The following is a 12,634-nucleotide window of genomic DNA, read 5'->3' as shown; positions in this document are numbered from 1 at the left end:
GGTCCACGGTCCAAACAGGTCACTCGGTCGTCATCACCATGGATAGTTCCCCCTTGGCCCGACTGTTGTTTCGACTTGATCCGACGCTTCCGGTTGAGGCGACGATCGCTGACTTGGCGCACGAAAAGCCAGGCGGTCGAGATAGAAAGGAAACCTGTCCAAGGTGGTTACATGGCATATCGCGATACCGCAGGATATGCCACTGCGCGATAAACTGCTTCAGCGCCTGTGGCAAAAAGGATCTTCGCACATGGGATTGCCGGCCGCCTCGCCGGAGATGGCCGTGCCCGCCGTGGCGGACTACCGGGAACAGGTGACATGGCAGAGCCTCGATGACCTGCTGATCGTCAGGAGGGTCAGCGGTGCGCACAGCGCGCACTTCTCCCGCCCGTCGCTCGAAGGCGGGTGGGCCGATTTCATGGCCGTGTTCCAGGTGACCGCCGGCTCCGTTCATATCACCGACGCGGAAAATGACGTGGTGATCGGCCCGGGGATGGTCAGCATTCGTGATTTCGGGAACGACTGGAGATATTCATCGGGTGAGGAGACGACCTCGCGTATTCTGATCTTCCCCAAGCAGGCGTTGTCCGAGGTTTCCCACGAGCGGCTCATCCCTTTCGTGGCGGTGGAGTCGTCCTCGCCGGAGGCCCGCTTGCTGCTCGCCCAGCTCGACGCGCTCGGCGAGACCGCCGGCACGTTGACGTGCAAGGCTGCGAAGAGAGCCCGGAACGCTACTCTCCACCTCATCAGAGGAATCCTCGATGCCGAGCTTTCGTCCGAGGCGCGTTCATCACATATGCGTAGCCGTGCCGAACGGTACATCGACCGAAATCTCCGCGATCCGTCCCTGGATCCCAACACCATCGCCAAGGACCTGGGTGTGTCGCTACGTACCCTGCACCGGACCTTTGCTGAATCGGACGAATCCGTAATGGCCTACGTGCGCCGGCAGAGATTGGACCACGCTCGGATCGAGATGAGCACCCAGGATTCCTCGGTCACCATCGCCTATCTCGCGGCGAGATGGCAGTTCTCCGACGCAGCCCATTTCTCGCGGGCATTCCGGCAGCGCTTCGGTCTCACGCCGACGCAGTACCGGAAGAGGGGCCAGAACACGCGTCTTCGCGCGTAGGACCTGGACGCGATCCAGTGCGAGCCCGCCGACGAGAAACGCCGGTCCACCCGGCGGGGACGGACCGGCGTCCGAAGCTGTTCCGGGTTACTCGACGAAGATGTCCACCGGAGGGCGCATCTCCGCGCAGACCCGCAGGACGTCGTGGATGACGTGGTCCTCGAACGCCTTGAACGGCGCCGGGTCGATGGCCACCTCTTCCTGGTCGGCCGCGGGATACGCCTGCTGCGTGAGCAGGTAGTCGAACCGCGGAGCCCACTTGCGGGCGCCGAGGCGCGCGGTGGTCGAGCAGTTGTCCACCAGGTGCGCGATGCCGCGGGCGTGCATGTAGGGGTTGAGGGAGTCCACGGCCTCGATGACCGACTCGTTCGCGATCTCCGAATACGGGTGTCCCTTCTCCAGGAAGGTGTCCACCTGGGCCATCATGACACCGCAGAAGACGCCGGCGGTGAAGGGGCTCAGCGGGATCTCGCTCTCCACCCGGTCATCGCGCACCTTCTGGCCGACCTGCCACATCGTCGACTGGTCGATCTTGCCCATCGGGAAGTGGTCGAGGCGCTTCCCGGCCAGCACGACGCTGCGGATCTCGTTGCCGGACTCCACCTCGTCGTAGATCTCGTGGGTCAGCTCGAGGCCGACCGGGTACGCCGCCGCGTACGCCTGGGCGAAGACGGCCCTGTCGTCCTCGCTCAGCCGCTCGTACAGGCCCCGGAGCCCGTCCTTGGAGATGGTCTTGGAGATCGGGCCGGTGACCGACTCCGCCGAGAGCCGGAACGCCGACTCGTCGCTCATTCCATACCCCTGGTACCGGCGGAAGAGGCTCTCCACCACGCCGTGCACACCGGCCGCCAGGATCGCTCGTTCACCGGTCAGGTCCGACAGGTACTCCGAGCGAAGCGTGGTCTGGAACGTGTACGGCGCGCCGAGCGCCACAGACCAGGCCAGGGCGCGGTCGACGGCGCGGCCGGTGACGTCCTGGTGGACCGCGAAGCTGGCATTGATCCCCGCGCCGTTGACCTCGGAGCCCTGCAGGTACAGCGCGCGCACCGAGGCCCCCATGCCCTTCGGGCAGACGCCCACGACGTCGATCTCGGCGGGGAACGTCTCGTTCCGATCCGCGAGGTAGCCGAGGAGGAAGCCGTGGGACAGGCCCAGCGTGGTGCCCGGCCGCAGCGCGGCGAAGATCTTCTCGTACAGGTCGGTCTGCGCGGCGTCGGAGATCAGCAACAGGACCATGTCCGACGCGGCGATGACGTCGAACATCTCGCCGAGCGTGCCATCCGCCTCGCGGAAGCCGGCCTCTCGTGCCGCCTCGAACGACCGCGACCCCGCCCGTAGGCCCACCGCCACGTCGATCGCGCCGTTCAGCGAGTCGCGCAGGTTCTGCGCCTGGGCGGAGCCCTGTGGTCCCCACCCGATGACCCCGATCTGGCCGACGCCCTCCAGGGCGGCGGGGAGCCGGTCGAAGAGGTGGCGGCCGCCGCGCACGATGGCCTCCCGGCGTCCACCGAGCGCGATGTATTCCTTGTCGAAGACGGTGGTCTCAAAATCCAAAGTGTCCTCTTGCATTTCCTTCTCTCATGACGACGGTGCCTGGTATACGGCCCGGAGCGTGAACCTGCCCGTCGGGTCCCCAAGGTTAAATGTGTAACCCGCAGGTTAATTATTCCAGAAAACATCGACGGCAGGCGAGAACGTCCCCGCCGCGAAGGTTGCAGGAGGGCGCCAGCGACGTGGGCGTCGGACGTCCTGGTTCAACGGCCTGGCGCAGGCGTCCTAGACCTCGCCGTGCGCCGACTGGAAGCATCCGGTCGAGACATATGTGATCCCGTCTCATCGGGGTGTTGGCCGATGTGGGTTCCTGTTGCAGTGCGCCCGCATTACCCGTGATATTTACGAAGAAAGGCGGACGCCATGGCTGCGAATGGCGGCACGACGACCGTGGGGGGCGTGACCTACCAGGTCACGCCCGAGTATCTGTCCAATGCCGTGACGAGTACCACCAACACCGCGACGGAGATCGACGGCATCCTGGCAAGTATCAAGTCGTACGTCGTCAACCTGGAAGCGTCGTGGCAGGGCGTCGCGTACAGCACCTTTCAAACACTGATGGCCGAGTACGACATCTACGCCAAGATGCTGCACGACAGCCTCACCGACATCGCCTCCGGCTTGCAAGGCACCTACGTCAACTACGTCGACTCCGAGCAGACCAACATCAACAACCTTCAGTCGCTCGACGCGTCCCTTCCCGCCGGAAGCCAGACCATGGGCGCAGCGAACCTCGCCTAGTCAACGAGAGGACGTTTCTCATGGCGAACACGAACATCGACGGCAGCAAGATCCTCGTCGGCGAGGGCCTTGAAGGCGCCGGAGCGTGGTTGAACTCCCAGGCGACCATCTGCGCCGACGACCTGTCGCGGCTGAAGGCGCAGCTCGCGCCACTGGTGGACACGTGGAACAGCATGGCGTCCACCTACTACCAGGACATGCAGCATGAGTGGAACGTCGCCGCCGAGGGCCTGTTCGGCCCGGACGGCGTGCTCGGCCGGATCGCCCACGCGATGAACGTCAACTGGGGCAACTACTCCGACGCCGAGTGGTCCAACATCAAGACCTGGCAGCACTGACCCGGTCCGTACCTCCTGCCAGTACCGATGCGAGGAATCCGACGTGGATGATGAACGGTGCCGGATCACCGTGGTCGGCAGGCGGCGCCGTGTCGACCTCGCCGTGCCGGCCCACGCTCCGATCGCGGAGTACGTGCCTGAGCTGACACGGCTGTGCGGCCAGGAGACCGATGAGACCTTCCCGGCGTCGTGGTCGCTCGCGCTGCCGGGCGCCAGACCGTTCCCGCTGGGTGTGTCGCTGCTCGAGGCAGAGGTCGTGGACGGCGCGACGCTGTACCTGCGCGACGTCGTCGACGGTGAGACGGATGAGCCGGTCGTCACCGACCTGGAGGATCTGGCCGAAGAGGTCCGCGGCGGGTGGGATCGGTGGAACACGCGTCATCGCGTCCTCACGACCATCGGTATCGGCCTGGCCGTGATGGTCGGTGCCGTCGCGCTGCTGACGCTGACCTCGCCCAACAGCCCGGCGACCATCATCTCCATCCTCATGGGATCCGGTGTGGCACTGCTCGGCGGGACGGCCGTCCGCCGCGACTGGGCGATGCCCGCGCCGCTGCGGGCGGCGGTCGCGATGGCCGCGTGCCCGCTGTTCGCCCTCGCCGGCTACGCGCTGCCCGCTTCCGTGAACACCGCCGGTGCCGGGATCATGGCCGGGGCCTTCATCGGCGCGCTGGCGGCAGCGCTCGCGGTGCCGGACGTGTCCACGCTGCTGCTGCTGGTGGTCGCGGCGATCGCGTTGCCGGTCGCGATCCTCCTCGCTGTGGCGCATGCGACTTTCGTCGAGTCCGCGTCGGTCACGGGCGTGGTCGCGCTCATCGCGCTGAGCGCCGCGCCCGCAGTCGCCGGGCGCCTGGCCACGCTGGCTCCGGTACGCGGGAAGAAGGACACGCCGGCCGACCCGGCGGGGGAGATCGCCTTGGTCCTGCGGCGTGGCCGTGGCGCTCTGATCACGCTGGTGCTGATCCTGTCGCTGGTCGTCGCCGCCTGCCTGCTGGTCGTGGCGGATTCGAGCGACCCGTTCGCCGTCGCGCTGGCGGCGTGCGTCAGCCTCGCCCTGCTGGCCCAGGCCGGTGAGAGCGAGGTCCCGGTGGCCGTCATGTCCCGTCTCGCCGCCGGATTCGCCGGTGTCGCCGCCGTCGCCCTGCGCGCGCCCGTCCATCTGATCCACCTCGCCTCGACGCCGGTGGCCCTGATCGTGTGCGGCCTCGGCGCCGCCGTCCTCGGCGTCGGATGCGGTCTGGCGGGCCGGAGGGCGCCCGCCGAGATCCCGGAGGAGCGTCCGTCCTGGTTGGGGACGCTGGGCATCGTGATGGTCGCGCTCTCCGTGCCACTCGCCGCGGGTGTCTTCGGGGTGTTCGGCGACCTCGCGCACCTCGGCGGACGAATCTGACGTGAAACCGGCCTGGCAGCGTGTCTCTCCGAACGGCTGGGGCGCTCACCGTACGATCGGCGCCGCCGTGCGCGCGGCCGACGACGGCGCGACGGTGTCGGTACAGCCGGGGGTCTACCAGGAGTCGGTGGTCCTCGACCGGGACGTGACGGTCGTCGCGGCGAAGGGGCCGGGCACGGTGCGCATCGTGGCCCCGCAGCGGTCCGCCCTCATGCTGCACGGATGCGCCGCGACCGTCCGGGACATCACGATCGAGGCCGCCTCCCCGAAGGAGACCGCCGTTCTGATCAAGGGCGGTGCGCCGGTGCTGGAGCGGTGCGAGATCGCCCGCGGCCGCGTCGAGATCACGGCGGACGCCGAATGCGTGCTGCGCGGATGCGACATCCACGACGCGGTGTACGCCGGGGTCTACCTGACCGGCACTAGCCGGGCCGTGATCGAGGACTGCACCGTGCGCTCGGTGGACGGTGACGGCATGCGCCTGGACGACGCGGCGCGCGCCGACTGCGCCCGCACCACGGTGGACGACGTGCAGGGCAGCGGCCTGCGCGTCGCCGGCACCGGCGGCGGCGTGTTCGACGACTGTGAGATCAGCCGGACCGGTGACGCCGCCGTCTCGATCGAGGCCCCCGCGCACCCGCGCCTGCGCCGGTGCCGGCTGCGCGACACAGGCGCCGAGGGAGTACGGATCGAAGGCTCGGCACAGTGGGCCGGCGACCGCGCCCGCGAGGACGAGACGACCGACGGGGACGGGTCCGCCGACGCCGGGCGGGAGGAGCGCAGGGTCCGGCTGGAGCAGTGCGAGATCACCCGTACCGGCGACGGAGTGTCCGCCCACGGCGACTCCGGCGTCTTGCTGAAGGACTGCCATGTCCGCGAGGTCAAGGGCACCGGTGTGCTCGTCTCGGGGAACTGCCGCATGGATCTCGAGGACGTCCGCCTCGTCGACGGGACCGGAACGGCGCTGGTCATCGCGGACTCGGCGGACGTCCACGCCCGGCGTACGGTGCTGACCCGCACGGCCGCCAACGGCGTGCACTGCAGCGGTGCCGGCACCCTGACGCTGACCGACTGTGAGGTGTCCCGCACGGCGTTCACCGCCGTCCACCTCGACGGCGGCGCAAAGGCCACACTGCGCGACTGCCGCGTGTCCGAGACGCCCGAGCACGGCCTGCGTGTGCGTCAGCAGGCCGGTCTGCGCGCCGAGGGCGTCACCGTGGAACACATCCAGATGGCGGCGCTCAGCATCGAGGGCGGCGACGCCCTGCTGCGCGGCTGCCACGTCAGCGACGTCGACGTCGGCGCCAAGATCGCCACAACGCACCGGCCGCTCCTCGACGACTGTGAGTTCACCGCCATCGCCCGTACCGCCATCGAGGTCGGAGCGGACACCGGCGTCCTGATCTCCGGAGGCCGTATCGAGAAGACCGGATCGGCCGGGGTCTTCCTGGACGAGCGCAGCGAAGCCTGGTTCGAGGGCATGCGGATCACCGACATCGAGGGCAGCGGCCTGATCGTGTGGACCGGTGCCCGGCCGCGGGTCCGGAACGTCACCATCGCGCGTACGGGCAAGAACGGGCTGTACGTCGCGCCGGGAAGCGCCGGGGTGTTCGAGGACTGCGACATCTCCGAGACGGGCTTCCCGGCGATCTACGTGGGGGAGGAGGCGACGCCGACTCTGCGGCGCTGCGTGGTCCGCGACACCGGCGAGGACCTCACGCTCGCCGACGGCGCGGAGCCGGTGTTCGAGGACTGCTGGACCAGCGGCGTGGCCGGCAGCTCCATGCCGCAGGGCGAAAAGGCGCCGAGGTGGGCGGGCGGGAGCGCGCGGACCGAGGCCCCGGACGAGCCGGAGGAGGACTCGAAGGAGAGCCTGGAGGACCTGCTGGCCGAGCTCGACCGTCTCGTCGGGCTGGACCGGGTCAAGCAGGAGGTCAGCGCGCTCGCCGACCTCATGCAGATGGTCAAGCGACGTGAGGAGCTCGGCCTCTCGCCCCCACCGCTGTCGCGGCACCTGGTCTTCGCCGGGAACCCGGGTACGGGAAAGACCACGGTGGCCCGCCTGTACGGGCGGATCCTCGCCGCGCTGGGGCTGCTGGAACGCGGCCATCTGGTCGAGGCCGACCGCGGCGACCTGGTCGGAGAGTACGTCGGGCACACCGCGCCCAAGACCCAGGCGATCTTCCGCCGCGCGCTCGGCGGCGTGCTGTTCATCGACGAGGCCTATGCCCTGGTCCCGCACGGGCAGAGCACCGACTTCGGGCAGGAGGCGGTCTCCACGCTGGTCAAGCTGATGGAGGACCACCGCGACGAGGTCGTCGTGATCGCCGCCGGCTATCCGGGCGACATGGAACGGTTCATCGACTCCAACCCCGGCCTGGCCTCACGTTTCACCAGGACCCTCACATTCGAGGACTACCTTTCCGAGGAGCTCGTCAGCATCGTGGAACACCACGCCGAGCAGCACGACTACCGGCTGGCCGACGACACGCGTGAACGCCTGCTGGACTACTTCGCGGCCTACCCGCGGGGCGGGCGGTTCGGTAACGGCCGCACCGCCCGGCAGGTCTTCCAGCGGATGACCGAACGGCAGGCGCAGCGCGTGGCGGGGCTGACCTCCCTCAGCAAACAGGACCTCACCGAGGTGCTCCCCGAAGACCTGCCGCAAGGGGCCGCATGAGCAGGACTGCCTTTCACCGGTCTGCGCGTACGATGCCGCCGGCGATCCCCGAAGAGAAAGTCACCCTGGGGGCGCCGCCACAGAAGCCGCAGAACAACAACGCCTCGAACTGGCTCTACCTCCTGTTGCCGCTGCTGAGCAGCGTCAGCATGGCGGCCTACATGGTGACGTACGGCAAGCCCTGGCTGGTCGTCCTGGGCATCTCGTTCGTCATCGTGTCGGTCGGGGTGACAGTGGCGGTCCGCGTGCAGTTCCGCAACGCGAACCGCCGCACCCGCGACCGCCAGCGTGAACGGTTCGACGAGCATCTCGCCGACATCCGGCGGCAGGCGCGCGCCGTCGCGAGTGCCCAGCGGGTGGCGGGCGCGTTCGCCCACCCGAGTCCGGAGCGGCTGTTCGCGATCGCGGTCGGCCGCCGGCGGGTGTGGGAGCGGCGGCCGACGGACGAGGACTTCCTGAAACTGCGGCTCGGCGTGGGGCGAGGCCCGCACGCGTTGCAGATCCGTCAGAGCGGGCGCAGCGATCCGATGGCCGAGTACGACAAGCAGTCCCAGCGCGCGGCCGCCAGGGTCGTCGCCGCCAACGCGACCGTGGGCCGGCAGCCGGCCTGGGTGGATCTCGCGCGGTCCGGTGTGGTGAGCCTGCTGGGGCCGGAGGAGGCGACGCAGGCGGCGGCGCGTGCCCTCCTCACGCAACTCGCGGTGTTGCACGCGCCGGACGACGTGTCGGTGGCGGTGTGCGCGAACGGCGCACCCGGCTGGGAGTGGGCCAAGTGGCTGCCGCACACCCACGACCCGGACGCGCGCGGGGCCGAGGCCGGGGTGGTGCCGCTGGTCGCGGAGGACCTCGACGGGCTCGCCGACTACCTCGACGACCACCTCACCAAGCTTCAGAACCAGCGGGCGGAACGCGCGACCCGGCTCAGTTCCCTGCGCGACACCGGACCCCGCCACCGGCTCGTGGTCGTGTTCGACGGGTACCGGCCGGACGAGGCGTGGGCGCGGACGCCGCTGGTCCAGCGCCTGATCGGCGAGGCCGGCCCGGAGACCGGCATCACGGTGGTCTGCCTGGTCCAGCGGGAGAAGGAGGAGCCAGAGCGAGTCGGCGTGCGCGCACGCCTGGACGGCGCGGGCGGGCTTGAGCTGACGAGTCGTGTCCCGGCCCTGCACAGCTCTGTCGAGGACGCGGTGGCGGACCGCATGGACCCGGCCCTGTGCGAGCAGATCGCCCGCCGCCTCGCGCCGCTGCGCCTGTCGGGCGAGCGCGAGCAGGTGCTGTCGCGGACGATCTCGCTGCCCGACATGCTCGGCGTGCCGGACCTGGCCAGGTTCGATCCCCGGACGCGCTGGCGGGCGCCCGACGACGAGATGTTGTTGCGGATTCCGATCGGGGTGACCGGCGAGGGCGAGGACCTGGCACTGGACCTGAAGGAGTCTGCTCAAGGCGGCATCGGCCCGCACGGGCTGGTGGTGGGCGCGACCGGGTCGGGCAAGAGTGAGCTGCTGCGCACGCTGGTCACCGCGCTGACGATGCAGCACTCTCCGGAGCTGCTGAGCTTCGTGCTGGTCGACTTCAAGGGCGGCGCGACCTTCGCCGGCGTCACCGAGCTGCCCCACGTGGCGGGCCTGATCACCAACCTCGCCGACGACCTGGCGCTGGTGGACCGCATGCGGGCCGCGCTCCAGGGCGAGCAGCAGCGGCGCCAGCGGATGCTGCGCGACGCCGGGAACGTCGACTCCCTGAGCGACTACCAGCTCCGCCAGGCCGCCGGCGGCACCGACGTCAACGGCAAGCCGCTCGAACCCCTGCCGTACCTGCTCATCGTGGTGGACGAGTTCGGCGAGCTGCTGTCCCAGCGTCCCGACTTCATCGACCTGTTCGTCCAGATCGGCCGCGTCGGACGCAGCCTCGGCATGCACCTGCTGCTGGCCACCCAAAGGCTGGAGGAAGGCCGCCTGCGCGGCCTGGAGTCCCACCTGTCGTACCGGATCTGCCTGCGCACCTTCAGCGCCGCCGAGAGCCGCGCCGTCATCGGCACCCCCGACGCCTACCGCCTGCCGGCCATCCCCGGCTCGGCCTACCTCAAGGTCGACGAGTCCGTCTACGAGCGGTTCCGCGTCGCCCACGTCTCGGCCCCCTACCAGGAGCCGTCCGAACGGGAACAAGCCACGCCCGAGAGGGTTCCCCCAGTGCCGTTCGCGTTCCGCACTCCGCACCAGGGACGGGATGAGACGTCTCTGGAGACTCCTGTGTCGCCGTCGCCACGGGCCCTGGCGGGTGAACGCACCGAGATGCAGGTCGCGGTCGAGCAGGTGCGCCGGTACGGATCGCCGGTGCACCAGGTCTGGCTGCCGCCGCTACCGGCCCACATCACGCTCGACTCGGTGCTGGGAAGCATCGACGTCGACGACCCGGCCCACGGGCTCCAGGCGACGATGTGGCCTCAGGGGCAGCTGAACTTCCCGATCGGCGTGGTGGACCTGCCGGTCGAGCAGACTCAGTACCCGCTGGTCATGGACCTGGCGGGCGCCCACGGCCACCTCGCGCTGGTCGGCGCGCCACAGGCCGGCAAGAGCACCCTCCTGCGCACCACGCTCCTGGCCGCGATGCTCACCCACACTCCGGAGGAGTTGCGGTTCTACTGCGTCGACCATGGCGGAGGTGCGCTGCTGAGCCTGCAGGACGCGCCGCACGTGAGCGGCGTCGCGGGCCGCCACGATCCCGAACGCGCCAGCCGCGCGTTGTCGGAGGTGCACCAGCTCGTCGGTGCCCGCGAGCGCCTCTTCGAAGAGCTCGGCATCGCCTCGGCGAACGACTTCCGCCGGCTGCGCGACGAGGGCGAGTTGCCCGAGGGCGTGGACGCGGCCGACGTCGTTCTGGTGATCGACAACTGGGGCGCCGTGCGCGAGGTGAGTGAGGGCGCCGAGGCGACGGTCGTCGACATCTCCTCACGGGGTCTGGGCGTCGGCGTGCACCTGGTCGTCAGCGCGAACCGCTGGGCGGAGATCCGGATCAGTCTGCGCGACAACATCCGCGGCCGCATCGAGCTGCGGCTGAACGAGCCCGCCGAGTCCGAGGTGAACCGGCAGGCGGCCCGGCTGCTGCGTACGGTCACGCCGGGGCGCGGCGTCGCCTCGCCGGGGCTGGTCTACCACGCGGCGCTGCCGCGGATGGACGGGTCGCAGACCACCGACGGCCTCGGCAAGGCCCAGGAAGCGGTCATCGAGGAGATCGCGGCCTGCTGGCCGGGCGAACCCGCACCCCACCTCCGCGTCCTGCCCAAGCGTGTGTCACCCGCCGACCTAAGTGCCGCACGGCACGCCGAAGCGGCCCAGGCCACCGGCGCGCTGCGCCGGCCGCCTGTGAGTGAGGTCCCGATCGGACTCCGCGAGCTCGATCTGGCGCCGGTGGGGCTGGACCTTTGCGGTGTGGATCCGCACTTCCTCGTGTTCGGGGACTCCGGCTCCGGGAAGACGTCCTTCCTGCGTGCCTGGATGCGCGGTCTGACGGAACGACAGGCGCCCGAGGACGTGCGGTTCGTGGTCATCGACTACCGGCGCGGCCTGCTCGACGCCGTCCCCGCTCCGTACATCGGCGCACAGGCCGGAGACGCGGAGTACGCCGTGGCCTACGTCGAGCAGTTGGCGGAAAAGCTCCGCGACCGCCTGCCTCCGCCGGACGTCACAGGACAGGACCTGCGGGAACGCAACTGGTGGACCGGGCCCGAACTCTATCTCGTCGTCGACGACTACGACCTGGTCGCCGGCACGTCCCGCGGGCCGCTGGCTCCACTGGCCGACTACCTCACCCAGGCTCGGGAGCTCGGCTTCCACCTGGTGGTGGCACGCCGCGTCGGCGGCGCCTCGCGGATGTTGATGACCGATCCGCTGGTCAGCAGGCTACGTGAGCTCGGCTCCCCCGGACTCGTGCTGTCCGGCGACCCTCGGGAAGGCGTCCTGCTCGGTGACCAGCGCGCCGCCCAGCGCCCGCCCGGCCGCGGCGTGCTGGTCCGCCGCGGCCGGGCGACGCAGGTCGTGCAGACCGTACTCGATGAGGAGGAGCAGGAGTGGTAGCCGCGGCGACGGTCTTGACGCCGCTTCGTGCGGCCACCACTCCCCGGCCGTCAGGTGGGACCTACACCGCGCCTTCGGCGATGAGTCGGTTGGACCGGCGGTTGGACTGGCGGTTGGACTGGACGGGTGAAGCGTTCGTCCAGTCCCTTCCGGAACTCCGCCGGCAGCTCCAGCTCTCCGGCCTTGATCCGAGCGAGCAGGGCGATCCACGCGCTCGGCCGGAAGAACAGTTTCGGGCCATCGGGGTCCTTGCTGTCGCGGACCGCGACCACTCGCTCGTACTCACCCGGTACTTCCGTCACTGGCTCACCTCTTTACGGTAAGACGTCGTACTGACCGCATTATGCCTCAACCAAGTGAAGAAAGAGAAACCCATGGCTGGGATAATCGAGTCGGCAGAAGTGCTGTTCGTCGACGGTGCGGACGTGCCTGTCGAGCATAAACACGAAGACCACATGGTGGTTTTGCGGGATGCGGACGACCCCGACGCCGTCGCGCTGTATTACACTCCGAACGAATGGGAGGCGTTCATCCTCGGGGTTAAGGATGGCGAGTTCGACGACCTGGCCGCTGAGCCTGACGAGTCCGACCTGTCCGACGACGAGTCCGATGGCGGCCAGGCCGCCGCCTTTCCCTGGACCGGTCGTCCAGGATATCCGGTAGGCGGGCAATCCAGGACCTGAGTACCCGTGAACTCCGGCGCGCGAAGCGCCGAAATATACGGCACGT

The 12,634-nt window shown here is 69.4% G+C and carries 9 protein-coding genes; 7 read left to right on the top strand and 2 right to left on the bottom strand.

What is annotated here, in order from left to right:
• Positions 1-250 precede the first annotated feature (250 nt).
• Complete coding sequence (locus NE236_RS10105; RefSeq protein WP_252841619.1) at positions 251-1,132, top strand: helix-turn-helix domain-containing protein; 882 nt, start codon at positions 251-253, stop codon at positions 1,130-1,132.
• A gap of 87 nt (positions 1,133-1,219) precedes the next feature.
• Here NE236_RS10105 and NE236_RS10100 read toward each other — a convergent pair whose 3' ends face one another.
• The gene (locus NE236_RS10100) at positions 1,220-2,686 is read right to left on the bottom strand and encodes a hypothetical protein (RefSeq protein WP_252841618.1); all 1,467 of its coding nucleotides are present in this window, start codon (positions 2,684-2,686) and stop codon (positions 1,220-1,222) included.
• Positions 2,687-3,046: 360 nt separating this feature from the next.
• Here NE236_RS10100 and NE236_RS10095 point away from each other — a divergent pair, with 360 nt between their 5' ends.
• The 5 genes from NE236_RS10095 to eccCa are packed head-to-tail and all read left to right on the top strand — an operon-like array spanning position 3,047 to position 11,905.
• Positions 3,047-3,424: a WXG100 family type VII secretion target gene (locus NE236_RS10095; RefSeq protein WP_252841617.1), complete on the top strand. Its 378-nt coding sequence runs from the start codon at positions 3,047-3,049 to the stop codon at positions 3,422-3,424.
• Between the two features lie 20 nt (positions 3,425-3,444).
• Complete coding sequence (locus tag NE236_RS10090) at positions 3,445-3,762, top strand: WXG100 family type VII secretion target (protein ID WP_252841616.1); 318 nt, start codon at positions 3,445-3,447, stop codon at positions 3,760-3,762.
• Between the two features lie 43 nt (positions 3,763-3,805).
• Entirely contained in the window at positions 3,806-5,152 is a 1,347-nt protein-coding gene (gene eccD / locus NE236_RS10085; protein ID WP_252841615.1) for a type VII secretion integral membrane protein EccD, read from the top strand.
• Between the two features lies 1 nt (position 5,153).
• Positions 5,154-7,832 carry a right-handed parallel beta-helix repeat-containing protein gene (locus tag NE236_RS10080; protein ID WP_252841614.1) on the top strand — a complete coding sequence of 893 codons (2,679 nt, stop codon included), beginning with the start codon at positions 5,154-5,156 and terminating at the stop codon, positions 7,830-7,832.
• A complete protein-coding gene (eccCa, locus tag NE236_RS10075; protein WP_252841613.1) occupies positions 7,829-11,905 on the top strand; it encodes a type VII secretion protein EccCa in 4,077 nt (1,358 codons plus the stop codon). The genes NE236_RS10080 and eccCa overlap by 4 nt, the downstream gene beginning before the upstream one ends.
• Positions 11,906-11,955: 50 nt before the next feature.
• Here the strand turns inward: eccCa and NE236_RS10070 are convergent, their stop codons facing one another.
• Positions 11,956-12,207: a DUF397 domain-containing protein gene (locus NE236_RS10070; RefSeq protein WP_308209072.1), complete on the bottom strand. Its 252-nt coding sequence runs from the start codon at positions 12,205-12,207 to the stop codon at positions 11,956-11,958.
• Positions 12,208-12,261: 54 nt separating this feature from the next.
• Here NE236_RS10070 and NE236_RS10065 point away from each other — a divergent pair, with 54 nt between their 5' ends.
• A complete protein-coding gene (locus tag NE236_RS10065; RefSeq protein WP_252841612.1) occupies positions 12,262-12,588 on the top strand; it encodes a DUF397 domain-containing protein in 327 nt (108 codons plus the stop codon).
• Positions 12,589-12,634: the final 46 nt, after the last annotated feature.

Origin of the sequence: Actinoallomurus purpureus (genome assembly GCF_024055795.1) — a bacterium.
Taxonomy (GTDB): Bacteria; Actinomycetota; Actinomycetes; order Streptosporangiales; family Streptosporangiaceae; genus Actinoallomurus; species Actinoallomurus purpureus.
This window is presented reverse-complemented; position numbering and strand designations above follow the sequence as displayed.

Bases quoted from the DNA above. Each gene is read 5' to 3' on its own strand.
- NE236_RS10105 (WP_252841619.1), top strand. From the start codon at position 251: ATGGGATTGCCGGCCGCCTCGCCGGAGATGGCCGTGCCCGCCGTGGCG.
- NE236_RS10095 (WP_252841617.1), top strand. From the start codon at position 3,047: ATGGCTGCGAATGGCGGCACGACGACCGTGGGGGGCGTGACCTACCAG.
- NE236_RS10090 (WP_252841616.1), top strand. From the start codon at position 3,445: ATGGCGAACACGAACATCGACGGCAGCAAGATCCTCGTCGGCGAGGGC.
- eccCa (WP_252841613.1), top strand. From the start codon at position 7,829: ATGAGCAGGACTGCCTTTCACCGGTCTGCGCGTACGATGCCGCCGGCG.